Raw genomic sequence first — 21,424 nt, forward strand, 5'->3', positions numbered from 1 at the left:
CTAGTTGGCCAGGCTGACCACCAGGTTGATGGTGGTGGCCAGAATGCCCGTGCCAAACACGAAGGCGAGCAAGCTATGCCGCAGCGCCGCCGAGCGCATGGTCCGGGTGGTGATGTTGGTGTCCGAAACTTGGTAGGTCATACCCACGCTGAAGGCCATGTACGCAATGTCCGTGTACTGGGGCGGCTCCTCCTGGTTGAAATTTATGCCGCCGGGCTCGCCGCTGTAGTAAATCTCGGCGTATCGCAGCGTAAACAGGGTGTGGACCATGAGCCAGGACAGGGCCGTGCAGCTGGTGGCCAACAGGGCTAGCAGCAACCGCCCCGGCCCCTCCACATCTTTGCTGCCCAGGATGACCAGCACGACGGCGGCCAGCGAGCCTATCGCCGACAGCAAGATTAACAGATCCGAGGTGCGCAGCCCCGGGTCCTCCTCCACAGCATGCGCTGCAGTGCGCTGGGCATCCATGGGAGCAATGGCGAGCCACACGGAGGCGTTGTAGATGAGTGCCGCCGCAGTCCACCCCACAGCCGGGGCGTAGATCCACGCGCCCAACAAGCCCGTCAGAATTGTGGCCAGGGCACCACAGATGACCATACTGAGAATGCGAAGCTGCCGGTGCCGCCTGCGGCCGGAAGTCAGGTGGTCCATGCTGTGATCATGCCATGGTGTCTGGTCCCGGTGCCGCTGCCGCGCCCTTGGCTGACATGGAATGGGCAGGCGCCGCGTTGCACAATCCAATGAAAGCGCCCAGCTCAGCCATGCCGGAGGTCTTGGACGGCATGAAGTTGCTCAGTTCAGGGGAACGGATGATGACTGCCCGCCACTGCCCACGTGAGACCGCCACGTTGATGCGGTTCCGGTTCAGCAGAAACTCCATCCCGCGGGGAGCTCCCGTGGGATCGGCACACGCCATGGTCACCAATACCACTGGCGCCTCCTGGCCCTGGAACTTGTCCACGGTGCCAACTTTGACGCCCGTGAGTGCTGCCGCATCCAGCACTCCACGGACCAGGTGGACCTGTGCGTTGTAGGCTGCGACCACCAGGATGTCTTCCTGCACCAACGGGCGAGGTGTTTCGCCTTCCCCGGGTGTCCAGAGAAGCCCAAGATGGGCCTTCGCCTGAGCCGCCACCTCGGCAGCCTCCTCGGGGGAGGACTGTTTATTGTCCTTCCCGCTGTCCGGGGCTTGGGCCACGAAAACTGTCTCCACTCCGGGAGCTCGGCCCGTCAGGTGACGCTGGGATGCGGCGGGAGCTGCGGACAGCTTGCCGTCGTAGCTCAGTTTGGAAACGGCTGCGCACAGTTCGGGGTGCATGCGCCAGGAATCGGCCAAAAAATAGCCTTTGGTCGCGGGCAGCGTGGCGTGGCCGGCTGACAGCCAGCCCAGCGCCGATTCGTCCACGGGTGCCGGGTGCGATCCCTGGGTGACTTGGGGAAGCTGCTGCGGGTCTCCCAGCAGCAAGAGACGTTGGGCGGACTGTGCCACGGCCAGCGTGTTGGCCAGCGAGTACTGCCCGGCCTCGTCAATCACCAACAGGTCCAAGGAGCCGGGCGGCACATTGGCGCCCGTCATGGTCCAGGCAGTCCCGCCAATCAGTGCGCCTTGGGTACTATTGAGCAGCTTGCCAAACTGCTTGTCATCGGTAATTTTCCACGGTACGTCGTGAGGTGCTGACAGCTTCTTGCCCACCCGCTCCGGGTCCACGCCGGCGGCTTCGATGGCTTTGCGGAGCAAATTCTCCACCACGGCGTGCGATTGCCCCACCACGCCAACTTTCCAACCCTCCTTGATGAGATTCGCGATGACGTGGGAACCCACGTGCGTCTTGCCGGTCCCGGGCGGGCCCTGGACAGCCAGGTACGAGTGGTCCAGATCCAGCACCGCCGCTGTGATGGCGCCGATGTAGTTATGCTGTTGCGTGCTGTGCCCGTCGCTATGGACGACGGCGGAGGGCAGGCTGCCGCCGCTGGCCAGCCGGGGCTTGGCCTTGCGCAGGATCTCGATGCCCGGATGCTTGGGCAGGTGCGGCACGTTGCTGCCCACGGTGTTGGCCAGCGTTGCAAGGGCCTCGCGGATGCTCGCGGTGGGAACAGGCTTGTTGGGTGTCAGGGCTATGGGTTTTTGATGGTAGGGCTGGACTTTTGTGGTGGACTTTTCGGTCACCAGCAAGGTGGTCAGCTCCGGCGTTGACGGCTCGGAAAGGTCCTCGAGCACGGTGATGCTGAAGTGCCCGTCCCTCCCGAGCTTGCTGCCTTCCGAGGCTTCCATGCCGTCGGGCAGCGGGGCATTGAACATGCCAAACCACGACGTGCCCGGGCGGAAGTCAGATCCTTCCGTGGCCGAACCCGAAAGTTTGAGCGTGCGCGTTTCAGTTCTGGCCCGAGGGGTTGCCTTCGCCCAGTCGTCGATCTCCTCGGCAGCCTGGACGATGAAGATGTTGCGTTCCTCCGACCAGCTATCCACTGCGCTGTCCAGACGGTCAAAGTGGCCCCACCAGAACTGCTTGTCCTCGCGGCGGTGGTAGCTGGCTGCCGCGGCCACCATGGCGATGGCGTTCTCGTCGTCCGTGAACGTGTGGCCTTTTTCCTGCGCCAAGTTTTCGATGAACGCCTGCAACTTGCGCTCATCGTCGGTGGGTTCGTAGCTGACCTTCTTCTCGTCGGGAAGGTTGAGCTTGCCGCTGCCCTCGGTCCAAGCTCCGATTTGAACGGCCGCCCCAATCTCAAACAGCCAATCGCGCAGGTGCAGGGTGGAGAGGCAGTCGTATTCGTTGTAGTCGCTGATGGACGCCAGTATCTGCGCGGCCTTGGCGGTCAGGGCAGTGTCCCCGGCCAGTCCGGCGTCGCGCGCTGTGCAGTAGTCCGCGTAGGCAACCACGGAGGCCCCTGCATCCGTCACATCGCCCTCCCGCCCGGCGGGCATATAGAACGGTTCGAGCTTCTTGATGGAGTACGAGGATTCGGAGATCCGCACTGACTGGCGCACAGTGTCCAGCAGGTCAACCAGAAGGCCCGTGCGCAGCCAATTGTCCACAATGTCCTCGGTGGCCCCGCCCGCGCCATGGCGCACCGAGAGGTTGCGCAGCGCCGACTTCTCGTACGGCGCGTAGTGGTAAACATGCATGTCCGGCCATATTTCCCTGCGGGCTTCCACATAGTCCAGAAAAGCTGTGAAAGCTTTTCGTTCCTGGTCGCGGGAATGTGCCCAGAAGGGTATGAATACCGGAGGGATCTCGGAGCCGGCCGGGGGCGCCTCGATGGAGCCAAAGAGATACTCGATGCCCCACTTTCCATCCGCGGGATCCTGCCAGAGCGGATCGCCCTCAAAGTCAAAGAAGATGTCCCCGTCGCTGGGAGCGGGCAACTTGCTGATGCTGCTCCGCAACACCTTGTAACTGATGGGGTGGGCGGCTTCGTCTTTGCCAGCCATGGCAGTCCCGTCCACCACCTCCTGACCCAGCTGCATCCGGGCCTGGTCACGCAGCCGCACCAGCGGGCCGGACTCGGGTGCGGGCAGCTCTGCCAGCTTTTGGATAGTGGTGATGCCGGCGGCCATGAGCTTGCGTCGCTGGGAAGTGCTCATGCCGTTGACCAACAGCAGGTCCTGGTGCTCCTGCACTTGCTGCGCGCAGTAGTCGCACCGCCCGCAATAGCTGATGCCCTCCTGGAGCCAGGCAACGGGTTCCGGCTGGGCCCGGTGCGCCGCCGTCACGGCCAGGAAATTGTCGCGGCGTTCGCGGAATACCGGCAGCAGGTCCGGCATGGGGTGCTCACTGTGGTCGCGATTGCCCAACACCAAGGTGGCCACGTCTGAGACGGGAATATCGTATTTCTGCAGCTGATCGCCATAGGCGGCCAGCTGCAGCAGTGCACTGACCTTGGCGTGCCGGGCCAGCTTGGTGTCGTGAACGGCGTAAGTGCCGTCGGGTTGCCGGACGAGGAAATCGGCAAACCCCACCAGCGAGCCGTCAAAGAACGTCGCCTGGAAGACCACATCGGCCCCGGTCCGCAGCGCGTCAAGGGTTTCCTCCCGTTTAGCTTCGAGTCCCGCCCAGCTGAGTGCGCCGCGGTCAACCACCTTCACGCCCTTGCCTGTGGCGGGGTCCCACACGCCGAATTCAGCCTTGTACTCGTCAAGGATTTTGTGCTCAAAGGCGTCGCCCAACTCGGCGGCACGCTCCAGCATGGCGTCCCTGGCGAAGCCGGGCTTAGCTGTCCTGCCCAGCTTTTCATCCAGGATCCGCAAGGATTTGTACTGGCATTCGCTGGCCGTCACCAGGTCCGACGCCGAGAAGATCAGCGGGGTGCCGCCCCCGGGAGAGTCAAGCAAAAACATGTCAGTACCTTCCGTGCCGTGTGAGTGCAGCACCTTGAATCTAGCAAGGGTCGCCCACATTCCTTCGCATGCCGTCCCCGCCATGGGGCAAGATGGAGGTGTTACCCACTTTGGAGGCATCATGAGCTCGTTCCGCTACGTAACATCCATCCCCTACCCGCGCGCCGACGTCTTCGCCTGGTTTACCCGGCCCGGCGCCCTGGTGCGGCTCACGCCGTCGTTCTTTGGGAGCATCCTGGCCGAACCATCCGACGGCATTAATCCAGGCTCGACGGCGGCTATGGGCGTGGGTGCCCCTGGCGGGGTGGGCATGTGGCTGGGCTCGGCCGCGGGCAGTGTGCGGGGCCTGTTGCCTGCCTCGCTGGCGGCGAAGAAGTGGACGCGACCGGAGATCCGCTGGGACGCGCTGCATACGGAACTGGTGCCCGGAACAAGCTTTACCGACGTCATGGACAAGGGTCCTCTGGCCGCGTGGACGCACCGCCACACGTTCACCGACGGGGCCCAGGCCGGCACCACACTGATGGTTGATGAGGTCACCTATGAGCTGCCGGCCGTGGCGCGCGGGGAGTGGGCGTACAAGCGGATGGATGCGGAGCTGACGCGCATGTTTGCGTTCCGGGAACGGCAGCTGCTGGCGGACCTGTCCTTCCATTACGCCCATCCCGGAGAGCAGCTGACCATTGCCATCTCCGGTGCCTCTGGCCTGGTGGGGCGCCAATTGGGTGCACTGCTGACCGGCGGCGGGCACAGGGTGCTCACACTGGTGCGGCGGGCACCGCGGAACGAGGGCGAGATTTTTTGGGATCCGGAGACCGGGGCCATTGATTCCGCGGCCCTGGCCCAGTGCCAAGCGGTGATTCATTTGGCCGGGCACCCCATTGGTGGACGGTTTACCGATGCGAACAAGGAAGCCATTCACCAAAGCCGGATACGCGGCACCACGCTGCTGGCGCAGGCACTTGCTGAGCTGGCCTCTGACGGTGTGGAGCGGGCGCTGGTTTCCGGCTCGGCCGTGGGGTACTACGGTGCGGAGGGGCAGGCTCCGGGCGGTTCTTCCCGGGCACTGGTGGAAACTGACCCTGCCGGCAGCGATTTCCTGGCCACGGTGTGCAAGGACTGGGAGGCCGCCTGCGCGCCAGCTGCTGCGGCCGGGGTGCGGGTGGTCAACGTGCGCACGGGCATAGTGCTTTCGGCTGCCGGGGGCGTTTTGCAACGGCTCCTTCCGCTGTATCTGGCGGGTGCTGGCGGGCCGTTGGGGGACGAACAGTGGCAAAGCTGGGTTGGCATTGATGACATTGCCGGGATCTTTGCCCACGCGGCGCTGAACCCCACGCTGGAGGGGCCTGTCAACGGCGTGGCCCCGCACCCCGTCACGGCCAAGGAATTTGCCCACACCCTGGGCAAGGTGCTGCACAGGCCCGCAGCCCTGAAGGTGCCGGCGTTGGGCCCCAAACTGCTCTTGGGGGCCCAAGGCGCCGCCGAACTGGCGCTGGCGAGCCAACGGGTCTCGGCCGCAAAAATTCAGGCCAGCGGCTACCAGTTCAGGCATGCAAGCCTGGAACTGGCCTTACGGCACATCCTGGGGGAGTAGACGGCTGCGGACCGGACGCGAGTGCTGACGCCAGCCCCGAGATGCATGGTTACTCAGGCATTCCTGCGGCTACAGTCAGCATTCGCGTTCATTTGACGTCCGGAGCCGAACGCAAGGCGCGAACACCAAGGACCACCACGGGGATCAGCACGGCCAGGGCCATCATGTTGACCCAGAAGAAGCCGCCCAGAGCTAGGACGGGGCCGGCCAACGCAGCCATGCCAGCCGCGCCAAAGTTCATCATCATGTCATTGGCGCCCTGCAGCGGTACGCGCAACTCGGTGGGGGCCGACTGGGTGAGAAGCGATGAGCCGCCGATCAGGCTCGCGGACCAGCCCAGACCCAGCATGGTCAGGGCCACGGACATTAGCAAGGGGTCGCTGCTGTCCGAGACCACAGCGCCCAGGCTGATGGCGGCCAGAAAAATGCCGCAGCCAATGAACACCACGGGAAGTGCGCCCAGCTTGTCCACCAAGATGCCAAACACCGGGCTTGCCGCGTACATGCCCAGAATGTGCAAGCTGATGACAATGCCAATGATCTCCAAGGTGTGCCCATGGGCGTTCATGGCAACGGGTGTCATGACCATGACGCCCACCATGATCGAGTGCCCGCCAGTGACAGCTGCCAGGGCAAAAAGTGCCCGCGGATTGTGGGCAGCCAGGCGCAGCGCACGCCAAGCCCCATGGGTTTTGACGCGCTGGCGGGGCTCGGTGCTGGCGTCAGAAAACGCCGGGGGCGTCAAGAAGAAGACGGCTATGACCAGGGCTGCCGTGACAAAGGCAACGAGGGAAAAAACAAAGGGACCGGCCAACGGCACAAGACCCAGCTGGAGGCCCATGAGTCGGCCCGGTTCGGATAGATTTGGGCCTGCCACAGAACCCACCGTGGTGGCCCAAATGACAATGGCCATGGCGCGCCCGGCCTTCTCCGGAGCCGCGCCGTCCACTGCTGCATAGCGTGCCTGCAGGCCGGCAGCCGTGGCCGAACCAAAGAACATCATGCCGGCGGCCATGAGCCAGAACTGGCCAAGGGCCGCTGCCAGCAAAACCAGGGCGGCACCCACGGCGCCCAGGGCAAAGCCTGTGCTCAGGGCCCAGCGGCGCCCGGCACGGACCGCCAGGTTGGCCAGCGGCACTGCCACCAGCCCGGCGCCCAAGGCTGCCGCCGTTTGAACAAACCCCGACGCCGCCGTGGTGCCAGCCAATTGGCCCGCCAGGATGCCGCCCACGGCCACCCCTGAGGCAACCCCCACTCCTGACAGCAGCTGGCCAATGACCAGCACGCTTTGGTTGCGGCGCTGGAGGGAAATGGTGCTCATGGAGTGGATCCTTGCGTGGAAGCTGAAGGTCGACGCAACGCTGCGCCCGGGTCGAGTGCGGCAGCCGCCGTCGTGCGGACAGCATGGCTGAGCATGTCTAGGGCGGCTGAATTGATCTTCCAGCGCTGCCAGTACAGCTTAATGCTGGAAACGTGGCCGGGAACAAGTTCAAGCAGTGCCCCGGAGTCCAGCCCGGCCCGGCAATGCGCTTCGGGCATGAGCCCCCAACCCAGCCCCAGCTCAACGGCCCTGGCAAATTGAATGGTGTCGGGGATGAAGTGCTCGGCGCCGCTGAGCGGGTTACCGGTGATGGCGGCGAAGAAGTTGCTTTGCAGGGTGTCGCTGCGGTCGAACTGCACCGCAGGGGCCGCGGCGAGCAGTTCGGCGCAGAATCCCTGCGGAAACCAGTGGCGCATGAAATCAGCCGAGGCAACAGCGCGGTAGTTCATGGCGCCCAGCGGCACCACTGAGCAACCCTGGGCGGGCTCGGCAGATGCCGTGACCGCCGCCATGACCTCGCCGGAACGCAGCAGGTTCACGGAATGGTGCTCGTCCGCGCGCACTATTTCGAAGGTCATGTGCTCGGTGGGCGGCACCGCAGCCAAGGCATCCATGAACCAGGTGGCCAGGGAGTCTGCGTTGACCACCACGGCAATGGCGCTTTGATTGGCACCGGTCATCCCCAGTTCCGCAGCCGCATCCGCTTCCAGCTGCCGCAGTTGGCGGGCCAGCTTGTGCACCACGGCGCCGGCGGCTGTGGGAGTGACAGGGGTGGTGCGCTGCAGCAGGACCCGTCCGGCGGCTTGTTCCATGGCCTTGATGCGCTGGGAGATAGCGGAGGCGGTGACGTGCAGGTGCCCGGCGGCGGCGTCAAAGGTGCCCAAGTCCAGTACCGCCAGAAACGTGCGCAACTGTTCCGTCTGAAAAGCCAGCATTAGTTTTCCTTATGTAGCATCAAAATAATTAGCTGTACTGTCTGTCCCGAGCCTAGTAGTTTCAATGCTTATGATGCCACTTGAAATTTTCGCCACCGTTGCCACAGGACTCGGAGCCGGCTTGGCCCTGATCATCGCCATCGGCGCCCAGAATGCACTTGTGCTCAGGCAGGGCATTCGAGGTGAACATGTGGGGCTGGTGGTCCTGGTTTGCATGCTCAGCGACATAGTTCTGATTGCGGCCGGGATCTTCGGCATTGGTGCCGTGATCACTGCCGCGCCTGCTGTTGTTGTGGTGATCAGGCTAGCCGGGGCGGCATTCTTGATTGGCTACGCCGTTCTTGCCGCCAAGCGTGCCGTACATCCGGGCACGCTGCATGCCAGCACCCAAACGGGGACCATGAGCAGGAAGGCTGCACTGATCACCGTCCTGACCCTGACCTGGCTGAACCCCCACGTATATCTGGACACCGTTCTGCTGCTGGGCACGCTTGCCAACCAGCACGGGGAGCTGCGCTGGTGGTTCGGCGCCGGAGCGGCGCTGGGCAGCGTGGTGTGGTTCAGTGCCCTGGGCTTCGGTGCCAAACTGCTGCGCCCGGTGTTCGCCAAGCCCGGTGCGTGGCGCGTGCTGGATGGGCTCATAGCCGCCGTCATGCTGTTCCTGGGCATCAAGATGGCATTGGGCGTCTAACCTGCGGCGCCGCAGGTGGAGGGGACCGGTTCATTGGTTCCCAAAAAATGGTGTTGCGGTGTAGTTCGCCTCAGACCCGCCCACTGGACCTTCCCGCGTCACGTGAAACAGCAGCTATTGCGGGTGTGCCGGCGGTGATTCAGCGGAACTGGCCAACGCCGCCAAGAATAACTTGGATGTGGGCCTTCATACATGGCCAGGGAAACGGCCAAGTACGGCGAGCAGCAGGGCTTCAAAGTAACATGCAAGAATCCCGTCAGGGATGGTCCGCAAGGCGCCCTGGGCCGTTGCGGGCCATCCCTTCTTTACTTTTTCGATCGGAACATCAATGTCACGCTTCACCATCGGTGAGCAGGATTTCATGCTCAATGGAAAACCCCACCGAATACTGGCCGGTGCCCTGCACTATTTCCGGGTGCATCCGGACCAGTGGGCGGACCGGATCCGCAAGGCACGCCAAATGGGTTTGAACACCATTGAGACCTACGTGGCCTGGAACATGCACGCCCCAACCCCCGACACCTTTGACACCACCGGGGGGCTGGACCTGGGCCGTTTTCTGGACCTGGTCGCCGCCGAAGGCCTGCACTCCATTGTTCGGCCCGGGCCTTACATTTGTGCTGAGTGGGACAATGGCGGACTGCCGGCCTGGTTGTTTGGCAGTGGAAATCCCGTGATCAGGTCCTCTGACCCGGTCTATATGAACCTTGTCCGCAGGTACTTTGAACAGCTGGCCCCCATCCTGGTTCCCCGGCAGATCGACGCCGGCGGCCCCATCATCTTGGTGCAGATTGAAAACGAGTACGGTGCCTACGGTGCCGACAAGGATTATCTTCAAGAACTGGTGGAACTAAACCGGCAGATTGGTTTGAGCGTCCCCTTCACAACCGTGGACCAGCCGGAGCCGGACATGCTGGACAACGGGAGCCTGCCGGGCCTGCACAAGACAGGCTCCTTTGGTTCCCGCGCGAAGGAACGCCTGGCAACACTGCGCCAACACCAACCCACCGGTCCCTTGATGTGCTCCGAATTCTGGGTTGGCTGGTTTGACCATTGGGGCGCCCACCACCACACCACCGCGGCAGGGCAGGCGGCCCAGGAACTGGAGGATCTGCTCGCGGCTGGAGCCTCAGTCAACATATACATGTTCCATGGCGGAACCAACTTTGGGTTCACCAACGGAGCCAACGACAAGGGCGTTTTCCAGCCAACGGTCACCAGCTACGACTACGATTCGCCACTGGATGAATCGGGGCACCCCACGGCTAAGTACTGGGCGTTCAGGGAAATCCTGGCCCGCTACACGGAGCTTGATGAGCACGACGTTCCGGCGGCCAAGGAAGAGGCGTGCTCCCTGGAGCTGCCCCTGACACAGGAACTTTCCTTGTGGGATTACTTTGACGCAACCGCCGATTGGACCGGCTCACAAGAACTAACCAGCACCGATGCCATGGGCCACTACAGCGGATTTAGTGTTTACCGGACCCAGGTTCAGGCAAGTGCGCAGGCAGTCCTTGAATTTGAGGAAGTCCGGGACCGGGCCCAGGTCTTCCTCAACCGCCAGCATGTTGGGACTCTTTCACGGGACCAAAAGGAAACGTCCCTGGTGCTGCCGGCACACAGTGGTGGGACCCTTGAGGTTTTGTTGGAGGACCAAGGCCGCGTGAATTATGGACCACGCCTGGGTGAGCCGAAGGGCTTGATCGGCTCTGCCAGGCTGAATGGGGTGCCGCTGAAGAATTGGCAGGTGTCGCCGCTTCAGCTGCTGGCTGGCGGCCCCGTTTCGCAAGCCTTCGACGGAGTGCCGCAACAACAGGTGGAGGTATTGGCCGGACCGGTATTTGCGCGGGCCACGTTTGACCACCCCGTTGCCGGGGACCTGTATTTTGCCACGCACAACTGGAGCAAGGGGTTGGTGTGGGTCAATGGTTTTTGCCTTGGGAGGTACTGGGCCCGCGGGCCGCAGCAAACCCTCTACGTTCCGGGAACATTGCTGAAGCCCACGGGCAATGAGGTTTTGGTGCTGGAATTGCATTCGGCAACCCGCGCCATGGTCTCCTTCGTTGCCGAGCACAACTTGGGGCACACGGAGTCCTAGGGCGTTCAACGCCGGGTAACTTCCGGGAGGGTGCCGCCACGGAACACCTCATTGTTCCGTGGCGGCACCTCTTTTGGGCCGTGGCCTAGATGAAATCCATCTCCACCTGCAGGAAGGACTCGGCCGAATTGATGGCCTGGGCGAAGGCTTCTTCCTCGGTGGGGGACTGCTTGGGGGTGCGCAGATACCATTCGTGGATGGTGGTGTGGACCCGAATCACCCCTCCGCTGGCCGGGGCGTAAAACAGGCCAAAACGTTGAACCGGCCACTCGGCGGAGGTTTCGATCCCCACTAGCAGGGCAGCACCCAATGCCGGATTGAACCACTGGGCGATGGGTCTGCGCCTGTCCTCGAAAAATAGTCCCGCTGCGTAGCGGCTCGCCACGGTGGGGCCCATTTCGGCGCACAGCCGTTCACGCCATAACGGCAGAATCTCCGTGTCATGGCGTCGCCACACTGCTGGGACCAAGGGCTGGTCGCTATGAGAGCTCACACCCCAATTTTAGCCACTCCTGAACTAGTTGCTAGAGGGAATCTCACATACTGTGCAGAAGAGCAGCCCGCGGCGGAAAAAATACTACTCGCAGGCCACGCCGTCGCCGTCGCCGTCCAATTTGGTGCTGTAACCCGGCTGGCCAGCACGAATGGGCGCGGCTCCAGCGGCGCGAACAGCGGAGCAGTTCTTGTAGAAAACATCCGGCGCCTGGACCAGCGGGGCCGCCGGCACCATTGCGGGTGGGGCCGGCGCAGCCTCCACAGGGGCCACGGGAGCAACCGGAGCCACGGGCGGCACAATGACCGGCTTCACCTGCGGTTCGGCAGCGGGTGCAGTTTGATTGGTGGGCACTTCAATGGCCGCGCAGCTGGCCAAGACCTTCGCCATGGCGTCATGTTCCGCCTGCGTTATCCACAGGGAGTAGGTGGCCTTGACGGAAATCTGCCGTGCCACATAGTCGCAGCGGTAGCTCTTGTTTGGCGGCAGCCAGCTTGCCGCGTCACTGGCACCCTTTTGCTGGTTGGCGGGGCCGTCCGCCGCCAGCAGATTCAGTGGATCGTTGGCGAGGGCTGTGCGCCGGGCAACGCTGAGCTGCTGGGCGCCCTTTTGCCAGGCGTCGTTGAGCGCCACAACGTGGTCAATCTGGACGGCGCTGCTGGTGGCCGAGCCGCGAACAAAATCGATGGTGGTTGCCGTGTAGGGATCCGCCAAAACACCCGTCAGCACCAGGCATTCGCCGGTTCCGGGCTTGAACGTCTTGGCGTTCAGGTCCCGTTTGAGGATGTCATTGCGCGTATCGCAACCGTTCCTGTCCACATCGGCCCACGCCTGCCCAAACTCTTCCCGGCTGTAGTCCGTCTTGGGGGCCCGGCCCTTGATGGGAATCGTGGCCAGCACTGCTACGGCCGTGGCCGCAAATGCTGGCTGGCTGTTGGCGGCCAGATCGGCGCCGCCGGCGTCTGGAACCACATCGACTTCGAGCGGGGCGCTGTCAGCCGGCGTCGTTGTGGGTTCGGCAGGGACACCCTGGGTTGGCATGCTCGACGCCGGGGCCGCAGCGGGTGCCGGGGCGCCGCCACATGCTGTGCCTAGGAATAAAACGGAGGCCAGGACCGTGCCCACAATGAATTCGGTGGCCCCAACAGGGCGGGTGCTGCGTACAAGCGACAAGACAGAGTTCTCCCCGGATAACGGATTGTGGTGAACGTCCAGCCTACCGCCAGCCACCGACAACGTCGGTCTCAAGCCCAAGGGGTCAGGCGGCGGTGACCTCTGCCAGGATGCTGCGCAGGATTTCTTCGCCCGCCAGGATGCCGCGCACCGAAGTGAGTCGAAGATGGGCGGCTAGGTATCCGACGTCGTGCAGTTCTCCGTGGATGGGCCGGAAGGCAAGGGTGGCGTCGGCGAGCATGTCCGCATCCAGCAGCGAATCTCCCGCGGCAATGACCGTCGTGGCGCCTGTGCGGCGGGCAACCTCGGCCAGGGCGTCAGTCTTGTTGATGGGCACGGGGACGCAATACAGCTTCCGACCCTGCACCGAGACAGTCCAACCGGCCTCCGTGCACACACGTGTCAGCTCAGTGAGAAACGCCTCCGGCATGGCGTCGCGGTCAATGATGGCGTAGACAAAAAGGTCCTCGGCACGGCGCAAACGCAGGATCCAGCCGGCAAAATCAGGGTTGGCCAGATAGGCCTCAATGGTTTCCAGCGGGGCGCAGGCTGCTGCCATCTTGGCCGTGAGCTGTTCATGCCAAGCCGCGTCCGGGGTTCCGTGGTGCAGCAGCACGCCGCCGTTGGAGGTGATGGCGTATTGGGGGACAGGGCCGGGCAATTGCACGCGCTCATATTGGGCCTGTGTACGGGTGGTGACGGGCACAAAAGTGGCTGTGTGCTTGAGTGCCAGCAGGTGTTCCTGGGCCGTGCGGGTCATGTAGGAGAGGGGTGCGCCGTCGTACACCTCAGCCACCACCATGGCGGGGGCGTCCTTGTCGGCGCCGGTGAGCCAGAGGGCGTTCTTGGAGTAGATCAGCGTCCGGTCAAGATCGCAGGCTACAAGAATCGGGGTATTCATGCGTTGTGTACTGCCTTACCGTCGGCGCCCACGGCGCTTTTATCGAATTGGGGGTGGATCAGGCCGACACAGCTGTAGGGAAGGTCCGGCACCGCCTCCACGGGGACTCCGCGTTGTTGCGCCAGCAGTAGCACGTGGGCCACGTCGTCCATGGCGTCAGGGTTGACCAGCACACGCCACGGGACGCGGCGCAGCAGCACGCGCGTGGTTTCACCCACGCCCGGTTTGACCAGGTTGACGTTGTTGATTCCGTACTCTGTGCTGATCCGCTCCACTGCCTGCCAGCCCACCCAGGTGGGGGCCGGGGCGGCGGCTGTATGCTGCGCCAGCTGTTGTTCAACGGCTGCTTGAACTCCCGGAAAGTGCGCACAGATGGCGGCCAGGAAGTCGTTGGAAACGTCGGCCGGGGCCAGTTCGGCATAAAACTTGGCGCCGTGGAAATCGTGGGGGCCAATATGGTCGGTGTTGAAAACGGTGCGCGACACCAGGCCTGACACTGTCGAGTTCAGGCAGGCCGAGGGGATCAGGTAGTCCTCCCGGGTGCCGAACATCGACACGCAATGCCCGGGATCGGCCAACACGGCAAGGTCATCCGGAAAACGGACGCCATCGCTGGCCGCGAAAGCGTCCAAGGCGGCGCTCAGCTCCCGTGAAATGGCTCCCTTGCCCGTCCAGCCGTCCACAAACAGTATCCGGGCAGGGTCAAAATTGGCTGCCAAGTACCGCAGCGCCGTTTGATCCAATCCCACTCCGCGCACAATGCTCATGGTGAAGTGCGGCAAGTCCAAACCGTGAATCTGTTGGGCCCAGCGGCGCATCAAAATGCCAATGGGTGTGCCGGCGCGTGCTAGGGACACCAGTACGGGCCGGTTTTGGCGGGCGGCCAGGGCCAGCTCGGTCACGACGCCTACGGCCGTGGCAATACGCTCCCCGGCGCGTTCCACGGCTTCCTGGTACAGGGCCTGGTATTCGGGGCTTGGCGTGTACTCAACCGGCAGGGACTCGGCGTAGTTCGCCGCACCCGATTGGATGGCGTGCTCGCGGTCGGCTGTTGGCGCCTCCAAGGCAAGGTGGCTCAGGTCCTTCAACAACCAGGTGACCTCACTTGCCTCGTAGGAGCCAAAGTCCGGCCCGGTCAGGGGCGTGGGGAGTGGAAACTGGCTCATGGCTGATCCTTTGTGGCGGTGGCGGATGGTGCATCAGCGGGCAGGAGAACCACCACAACGTCGTCGGCGGCTGTTCGCAGCGCCCCCGCCAGTGGCGGAAGGTCGGTGGCGGGATGGCCCTGCAGAACCGCTTGCCTGTTGGTGCCCGGCTCCGGGAACACCACAATGGTGCCGGGGCGCTGCCCCGGTCCGTTGAGGTTGTAGGCAAAGCGCACGCCCGGGCCGTCGGTGGTTAGGTCGTGGCTGGCAAAGGTGAGTGCCCCGGCAATGGCATAGTCGTCCCGCGCGAGAGGGACTATGGGGGAGCGGGTGGTGGTGGAAAAACGCACGGCGATCTCCGGCAGCATGGCGGCCAACACATCGGCAACGGCCAGCGGCAGGAACATGTTCTCCTCGGTTCCCACCACAACCACAGGCCCGCGCAACGCCAGGCTGCTCAGATGTTCGGCGACCTGGCCGGCCACCAGCGCAATGGTGGCCTCCTGCGGCGGCGCGGCGTTGCCAAATCTGTCGCTGCGTACGGGCGCCACGTCCTGCGCCGCGAGCTCCAGCATGGACAACCGGCCGGGCTCCTCTGCTGCAACTACTGGCTGCGGCAGGGTGGCCAGAAGCTCCGCAGCCTGGTCCAGAATGTCATCGGCGAGCTCAACACGGCCCGTTCCCAATGCTGCCACGGCAATGCGGCAGCCCAGCTCATCGGCCAGCGCATCAAACCGTGCCCTGTCCGTGTCGCTGCGCAGGTCAATGAGGGCAGCCACCACATAGACGGGGTGCGGGATGAGCGCGTGCAGCTCGCGGATGGTGTTGATGACGGTGGAACCCGTGCTGAGCTCGTCGTCCACCAAAATCACGGGACCTGCCCCGTCAAACCAGTGCGGATCGGTGGGTGCCAAGCTGTGCGAGGTGGCGTGCGAATGCCCCTCTTCAAAGCCGGCCGCGGAGGGAATCCCCGGTGTGGCATGGCGGGTGGAGTGGATGTAGTAGGCGCCCAGGGCATTGGCCACCAGGCGCCCCAAGCCGGTGGCCGTCTCTGCATAGCCAAGGACCACGGCGCCTGCAAGCTGTGTGCGCATGCCCGCCACCGCGCCGGCCAGGGCGGCTACGGCATCCGCGCGATGCCCGGTCGGGCTTTGCAAGACTGTTGCCAATTGCGTGGCGGCGTCCGCAAGAGCCTGGTCCGGAACGGCGTAGATGGGCATGGCCAGCCGGTCGCCGGCGTCGTACGTGAGCCTTGAAAGCTGCCTGGCAACAAAGGCGCCCAACAATTCCCCGGCGGCGATCACCAGGGCAGGTTCGGTGGGGACATGTTTGGCCAGCACCTTGGAGACCAAGAGGTGCGCCCGTTTGGGGTTGCGGCGCAGCGCCAAACCAACCAAATCCTGCACTGCCACGGCGCTGCCGGGATCGGAGTGGATGCGGACTTTGAGGCGCTCGGCAACAAAGCCGCCGCTCCAGGCAGGGCCAGGCTGGAGGTGATCAGCGGTGGAAGTGTTCATCTCATGCTCGCTTCCAGGAGGTCCACGAACGTGACGTTGGCGGCGGAAACACCAAAGGCATCGGCGCGCAACAAGGTCCGTTGGGCCCAGGCTTGGTGGGGTTTCATCTCATTCATTTTGTTCCCATAGGGGGATGCGGCGGCGCCGCCGCCAACGTTTGAAGCGATAGCCAGCGCATCGAGGTATTCCTCATGGCTGACAACGCTCATGGCATGCACCAAAGCAACGTGGGTGGGATGGATGACCGTCTTGCCCAACAAGCCGTTGGCCAAATCCAGCTCAATCTCCCGAATCAGGGTGTCCAGGTTTGCCGTCATGATGCGTTTGCGCAGGTTCTGCTCGTCCTGGCGCGCAAACGGTGTGACACGCAATTGTGGACGCAGCACCCGCTCAGTGTTGGAGTAGTGTTCCCAGACGGGACCGGAGATGACAAAGCCGCCCTCCGGCCGCCCCAGCACGTTCACAATATCCCCAATGACCCCTGCCACCACGTTGACGTCGTAGATGGTCAAATCTCGGGAGCGGCGCAACCCAAAGGTGCTGGACATGTCGGTGGCGCCTATCCGCACCGACAAAATGTCCTCGCGGTTGGCGGCCAGCAGCGAGTAAATGTTTGTCAGCGCAGCAGCCCGCGTCTCCAAGTGGATCACCGCGGGCGATTCCAGGATGGGCATGATGCGCAGCCGCCGTCCCGGCACTCCATCGGGGCTCTGTGCGCCGTCGAGCCCCAACTCGGTCTGAACCACATGCAATGCCTGCAGGAACGCGGCACCCTTGCCCGATTCGTTGTCGAACTTGGGGATCACAAAACCCGTCAGCAAGGACGTGGCGGCACCTGCACGGCGCGCCACCGAGAGCAGCTGTTCAGGTGTGCGGACGCGTACAAACAGCAAGGGCAGATCGTGCTGGTGCCCGGCGAGCGAAAGCAGGGTGGAAATGACGTTTTCCTCGGCCCGCGGCACTTCTGCGTCGGAGATGGAATCCTCCAGGCACAGCACCATGGACACGCAGCCCAGATCGCGTTGGCGCAGCACGTCCTTGACCAGGTCCAGTCGATTGGCCGGGGTGTACAGGGTGCCGCCCAACGCCACCGCGAGGAATGCCGGGCTGCTGGCAGGGCTCACCTCCGCAGGGAGGCGGTGGAAGAGCTGGGCGGACTGGGATTCGGTCAGAGAGCGGAAATGTCGCATTAGCCCTTTCAAGCTGGGGCAGGGTTTGCGGCCCTGCAGGGAAGGAAACTAGCGCCCGTAGGCGGAGGCTGGCGCCCTGTGTGTCATGGAAAAATCAAACTCCGCCCAGACCTCAATGTCGGGCCAATCGTGCGGGACAGGCTCCGCGCGAAGCTCCAGAACATTGCCTATCCGGTGGACCAGCAGCACTATCTGGGTGCCGTTGGTGGCCGGGGGGACCGCAATGGATTCACCGGACAGCAGCCGCACACCCATGGCGGCGCTGCTGCGGTTGATAAAAATCGCCCGACGCAACTCACGCACATGACGCAAAGAAATTAATGCGTCCTTGCCGTGATAGCCCACCAGTTCACGGTTCCCGGCTGTCATGACGGGAGTCCCCGCCTTGTGCCCGTCAGCAGTGGCGCCACCTGTCACGCGGCGCACGCTTTCCCATGCCACGGCCGAGCAACCGCTGACCACCATGGTGCCAACAGCCGATTCAAGGGCAGAGAGCCGCAACACCCGTTGGGCCAAATTCAGCTCATACAGCTTCGCGATTCCCGGGGCGGGGAAGAGCAGCTGGACCTCATGGTCCTCGTTTTGGGCCTTCTCACGCTGGGCCGCCAACATTTGGGCCCGACCATCGGTGGCCAGCACCGGGGCTGCACCTCCCAGAACCAAGCCCGCGGGGCGCTGGGCACCCGTTGATCGGGCTGGCGGTTGGGGTGCTTGGGTTGCTTGGGGCCGAAGCGTCAGCGAGGGGCTGGATGCGGCCGGACTGCTGGGCGCTGTTGCGCGTGCGGGCACCGAAAGTCCGGCCGTTGCCGCGGCACCGGGTGCGTCTTGGGTGCGGCCCGGTTTTATCCGCCGCCGCAGGAAGGGCAGATCGGTGCGTGGGGTTGCAGGAACATTCACCGGGGCGCCCTACAGACTGATTCCGTAGTCCTTGGCCACTCCGGCCAAGCCTGTGCTGTAGCCCTGGCCCAGAGCCCGGAATTTCCAGTCCGTGCGGTGCCGGTACAGCTCACCAAAGATCATGGCGGTGACGGAAGCCAGCTGGATCGCAGCAATGTCAAAGCGCACCAGTTCGCGGTTTTGCGCGTTGGCCACCCGGATATGGGAGCTGCGAACCGAGGCGAAAGTCCCTTGGCCGCGAACCTCAGGATCCACATAGGCGAGGAAAACAATCTTGGCAACGTCCTGCGGGACCTGGTTGAGCAGAACATCAATTTGTTCCTGGTCCGCATCACCGATGAATGTCATGGACGCATCGGCACTGACCAGCTGGTTGAAAAAGACCAGATGGTCGTTGGAGATGGCCTTGCCGTCCGTGTTGCACATAAGCGCAAAAGGCACCAGTTCCACCTGCGGGCCATTGCTGGGGATGGTGTCCCAGCCCATGCCCACCACCACGTGGTCCAGGTCTGGATTTTCAGCTGTCAGGGCGGCGTTTGCCCCCGGTACTAGTGCTGCCACTGTTGGCCCTCCAGACGCAATGGGTCCCTTTCTTGAACTGGTTGTTGAAGTTGCAAGGCAACATCCTGGGCGGAAAATTTATCCGCCAAAAAGCGCCCATGGGTGGAGAGTTCCTCCACAGCGCCGATGCGAATCTGGTTCAGCAAGTCCGCAAGAGTTTCCTCAAGGGTGGCCAGTTGCTCCGCAAACATGAACGTTGCCTTCGATTCTTCGTCATGATGCGCCGGCGGCAAGGCCAGGTACGCCTGCAAGGGCGTTGGCACGTAGCTGGTGATCATGGCGTTGAGCAGCACCCGCTGCTCTGTGGAGCAGCCACGGACACTGATATCGGCCACAGCCTCCTGCATGAGGTCGCCCAGATGGCGCAGCTGTGACATGAGCAGGGGAGGCAGCTTGCTCCCTGCCCTGCGCACGGCAGAGCGCAAGCTGTCCACAGCTGTGCCCATCTCGGCAATCTCCTGTGCCACGGGATCTACTGCGGGGAGGTTTGGCTGCTGCGGTGCTGACCCGCCACCAAACCTGCCCGCCACAAAACGGCCAATCATCGCACTACCCTTGCTTCGTCGTCGGTACGTTCTAGGCTACTCCCGATCGGACTGGCGGGACCGCTCCAGGTACGGCTTGGCCTTGGCCAGGCCGTCTTCGAGGGCGTGCACGGTGCCTTCCATGTTCTTGGCGGCAGACGCCCGGAACGTGTCAATGGCATCCATGGTCTCAAAGACGTTGTCGAAGGCCTTTTGCAGCGTCTCAACACTGACGCCGGAGCTCGCGGCCTGCTGGTGAATGCGCACAGTTTGATCCTTGAGCATTTCACTGGTCTTCAAAATCATGTTGTTGGTGGTGGTGTTGATGGCATCGATCTGATCCAGCACCATCTTCTGGTTGGCGAGGGCTTGGGCCACGATGACGGCCGTGCGCAGGGCCGAAATGGTGGTGGTGCGGGCCCTGTCAACGCCCTTGATCAGTTCAAGGTTGTTTTTGCGGATCAAGTCCATGGCCAGGTAACCCTGGACGGACACTGCCAGCTGGGTCAGGATGTCCTGGTGGCGCTGGCGGATGGGGAAGAGCACATCCGCTTCCAGCTTCTGGGCCTGCTCAATCTGGCCCGAGGCGCGGGTGGCGTCGATCTTCTCAACACAGGCGCCATCCAGGGCCTTGGCGAACACGGCGTACTCGCTCAGGCTTTGCATGGTCTCCCAGAGCTTGACCTTTTCCCCTGCCAGCGAAGCATTGTCCTTGAGGAGTTCATCCTGGCCGGCCATGAGGGATTTGATGATGGCGTCGAGCTGGGTTTGTGCCGACTCGTACTTCTGGAAGTACTTGGCCAGCTTGTTGCCACCGGGGATGAAGCCCAGGATCTTGCGGCCGGTGCTGAGGTCGGCGTTGTTGGGCGTCAGGTCCTCAACGGTGGTGCGCAGATCATTCAAGGTGCCGGCCACATGGGCCTGGGCGCCGTTGCCGCTCTTCTTGGCTCCGGCAATGGAGGTGGTGGAGCGCTCCAGCATGCGGCTGGAGGCGTCCGAGGAGCTTGTCATCTCGGAGCCGGCCAGCTTGGAAATGCCATCCACCTTGCTGGTGAATTCGGGGCTGCGGGCATCGAAGTCGGCAATCTCGGCGATGAAATCCTTCGCCTGGCGGCTGATCTCCGCCTGACGTTCTGCCGGGACAGGCACCATTCCGGGTGCCTCTTCGGCCACAACAATGCCGGGGGCGTCAGGGGCTTTCAGCACGAGGGCAGTTTCGGACTCGGTGGGAGGTGTCAAAGGTGAAGTCATAGTGAGATCCAATTTCCAGTTGCCAGGGGTGAAGTGATTGGGGCCCTGTTGCAGACGCGCCAACGGCTGCAACAGGGGAGGGCGGAGGAGCTGGGTGGAGCCGCGCCCGCGAGGGTCCCAAGCCGAGGTACGAGGCTAGGGAGCGGGGGCGGACTAGCCCATGGGGACGCCGAAGTCGGACACAATTCCAGCCAGGCCGGAGGCGTAGCCCTGGCCGACTGCCTTGAACTTCCATTCGGCGCCGTTGCGGTAGATCTCCGCAAACAGCATGGAGGTTTCCGGTGCGGCGTCTTCGCTGAGATCAAAGCGGACGATCTCGTTGTCGTTGCTCTGGTTGATGACACGGCAGTAGGCGCCGCGCACCTGGCCAAAGTTCTGGCCGCGCGTATCCGCCTGGTCGATGGAGACAACTATGACAACGCGCTCAACATCCGCGGCAACCTTCGTCAGGTCAATCAGGATCTGCTCGTCGTCGCCCGCGCCTTCACCTGAACGGTTGTCACCGAGGTGGGTTACTGAGCCGTCCTTGGCTGTGGGTTGGTTGTAGAAAATGAAGTCATCGGCGGAACGAACCTTGCCGTTGGCGGCGACCATGAGTGCAGAAGCGTCCAGGTCAAACGCCTCACCAGTGGTGGTGCGGGGGTCCCAGCCCAAACCAACCACGGCCTGCTGCAGGCCCGGATCAGTTTTGGTCAGAGAAAGGTTGTTGCCCTTTGCAAGCGTCAATCCAGCCATGAGATCTTGTCCTTACGTTGTTGATATTCGGAGGTGGCTCTTCTGGGAAAGAAAAGCCT

General features: G+C 63.3%; 18 protein-coding genes. 3 read left to right on the forward strand and 15 right to left on the reverse strand.

Translation table 11 applies throughout. From position 1 onward, the window contains the following. Together CVS27_RS07735 and CVS27_RS07740 are read right to left on the reverse strand one after the other, a co-directional pair. Nucleotides 1-651 (reverse strand): DUF1345 domain-containing protein, encoded by a 651-nt coding sequence (locus CVS27_RS07735; protein WP_165788277.1) that lies wholly within the window; start codon nucleotides 649-651, stop codon nucleotides 1-3. 7 nt (nucleotides 652-658) lie between these two features. Continuing rightward, nucleotides 659-4,339: a TM0106 family RecB-like putative nuclease gene (locus CVS27_RS07740; protein WP_103465383.1), complete on the reverse strand. Its 3,681-nt coding sequence runs from the start codon at nucleotides 4,337-4,339 to the stop codon at nucleotides 659-661. A 121-nt stretch (nucleotides 4,340-4,460) separates the two neighbouring features. On the opposite strand from CVS27_RS07740, the gene CVS27_RS07745 reads away from it, so the two are divergent. Beyond that, a complete protein-coding gene (locus CVS27_RS07745) occupies nucleotides 4,461-5,933 on the forward strand; it encodes a TIGR01777 family oxidoreductase (RefSeq protein WP_103465162.1) in 1,473 nt (490 codons plus the stop codon). A gap of 88 nt (nucleotides 5,934-6,021) precedes the next feature. Here CVS27_RS07745 and CVS27_RS07750 read toward each other — a convergent pair whose 3' ends face one another. Beyond that, nucleotides 6,022-7,254 (reverse strand): MFS transporter, encoded by a 1,233-nt coding sequence (locus tag CVS27_RS07750; RefSeq protein ID WP_103465163.1) that lies wholly within the window; start codon nucleotides 7,252-7,254, stop codon nucleotides 6,022-6,024. Continuing rightward, nucleotides 7,251-8,189: a LysR family transcriptional regulator ArgP gene (locus CVS27_RS07755; protein WP_207767474.1), complete on the reverse strand. Its 939-nt coding sequence runs from the start codon at nucleotides 8,187-8,189 to the stop codon at nucleotides 7,251-7,253. The genes CVS27_RS07750 and CVS27_RS07755 overlap by 4 nt, the downstream gene beginning before the upstream one ends. Before the next feature lie 70 nt (nucleotides 8,190-8,259). Between CVS27_RS07755 and CVS27_RS07760 the strand changes: the two genes are divergently transcribed. Both CVS27_RS07760 and CVS27_RS07765 read left to right on the forward strand, forming a co-directional pair. Then, on the forward strand, nucleotides 8,260-8,880 hold the full coding sequence (locus tag CVS27_RS07760) for a LysE/ArgO family amino acid transporter (protein ID WP_207767484.1): 621 nt from the start codon (nucleotides 8,260-8,262) through the stop codon (nucleotides 8,878-8,880). A 328-nt stretch (nucleotides 8,881-9,208) separates the two neighbouring features. Then, complete coding sequence (locus CVS27_RS07765; protein ID WP_103465385.1) at nucleotides 9,209-10,978, forward strand: glycoside hydrolase family 35 protein; 1,770 nt, start codon at nucleotides 9,209-9,211, stop codon at nucleotides 10,976-10,978. 85 nt (nucleotides 10,979-11,063) lie between these two features. On the opposite strand, the gene CVS27_RS07770 is transcribed toward CVS27_RS07765, so the two are convergent. The 11 genes from CVS27_RS07770 to CVS27_RS07820 all read right to left on the reverse strand — a co-directional run bounded on the left by CVS27_RS07770 (nucleotide 11,064) and on the right by CVS27_RS07820 (nucleotide 21,365). Continuing rightward, on the reverse strand, nucleotides 11,064-11,471 hold the full coding sequence (locus tag CVS27_RS07770) for a hypothetical protein (protein WP_103465165.1): 408 nt from the start codon (nucleotides 11,469-11,471) through the stop codon (nucleotides 11,064-11,066). A gap of 84 nt (nucleotides 11,472-11,555) precedes the next feature. Then, complete coding sequence (locus CVS27_RS07775; protein WP_243400090.1) at nucleotides 11,556-12,644, reverse strand: GmrSD restriction endonuclease domain-containing protein; 1,089 nt, start codon at nucleotides 12,642-12,644, stop codon at nucleotides 11,556-11,558. An 85-nt stretch (nucleotides 12,645-12,729) separates the two neighbouring features. After that, nucleotides 12,730-13,545 (reverse strand): HAD family hydrolase, encoded by an 816-nt coding sequence (locus CVS27_RS07780; RefSeq protein WP_103465166.1) that lies wholly within the window; start codon nucleotides 13,543-13,545, stop codon nucleotides 12,730-12,732. After that, a complete protein-coding gene (locus CVS27_RS07785) occupies nucleotides 13,542-14,711 on the reverse strand; it encodes a cysteine protease StiP family protein (RefSeq protein ID WP_103465167.1) in 1,170 nt (389 codons plus the stop codon). The genes CVS27_RS07780 and CVS27_RS07785 overlap by 4 nt, the downstream gene beginning before the upstream one ends. Then, nucleotides 14,708-16,207 carry a phosphoribosyltransferase domain-containing protein gene (locus CVS27_RS07790; protein WP_103465168.1) on the reverse strand — a complete coding sequence of 500 codons (1,500 nt, stop codon included), beginning with the start codon at nucleotides 16,205-16,207 and terminating at the stop codon, nucleotides 14,708-14,710. Before CVS27_RS07790 ends, CVS27_RS07785 begins: the two co-directional genes overlap by 4 nt. Further along, the gene (locus tag CVS27_RS07795) at nucleotides 16,204-17,397 is read right to left on the reverse strand and encodes an HpcH/HpaI aldolase/citrate lyase family protein (protein ID WP_103465169.1); all 1,194 of its coding nucleotides are present in this window, start codon (nucleotides 17,395-17,397) and stop codon (nucleotides 16,204-16,206) included. Before CVS27_RS07795 ends, CVS27_RS07790 begins: the two co-directional genes overlap by 4 nt. A gap of 48 nt (nucleotides 17,398-17,445) precedes the next feature. Then, a complete protein-coding gene (locus CVS27_RS07800; protein WP_103465170.1) occupies nucleotides 17,446-18,294 on the reverse strand; it encodes a hypothetical protein in 849 nt (282 codons plus the stop codon). Nucleotides 18,295-18,303: 9 nt separating this feature from the next. Continuing rightward, nucleotides 18,304-18,855, reverse strand: a complete 552-nt coding sequence (locus CVS27_RS07805; RefSeq protein WP_165788102.1) for a TerD family protein — start codon at nucleotides 18,853-18,855, stop codon at nucleotides 18,304-18,306. Continuing rightward, nucleotides 18,843-19,400 carry a hypothetical protein gene (locus CVS27_RS07810; RefSeq protein ID WP_103465172.1) on the reverse strand — a complete coding sequence of 186 codons (558 nt, stop codon included), beginning with the start codon at nucleotides 19,398-19,400 and terminating at the stop codon, nucleotides 18,843-18,845. The genes CVS27_RS07805 and CVS27_RS07810 overlap by 13 nt, the downstream gene beginning before the upstream one ends. A gap of 36 nt (nucleotides 19,401-19,436) precedes the next feature. Next, nucleotides 19,437-20,630, reverse strand: a complete 1,194-nt coding sequence (locus CVS27_RS07815) for a toxic anion resistance protein (protein ID WP_103465173.1) — start codon at nucleotides 20,628-20,630, stop codon at nucleotides 19,437-19,439. Nucleotides 20,631-20,783: 153 nt separating this feature from the next. Continuing rightward, nucleotides 20,784-21,365 (reverse strand): TerD family protein, encoded by a 582-nt coding sequence (locus CVS27_RS07820; RefSeq protein ID WP_103465174.1) that lies wholly within the window; start codon nucleotides 21,363-21,365, stop codon nucleotides 20,784-20,786. Between the last annotated feature and the right edge of the window lie 59 nt (nucleotides 21,366-21,424).

This window comes from Arthrobacter glacialis (genome assembly GCF_002909445.1).
In the GTDB taxonomy this organism is placed as follows: Bacteria; Actinomycetota; Actinomycetes; order Actinomycetales; family Micrococcaceae; genus Specibacter; species Specibacter glacialis.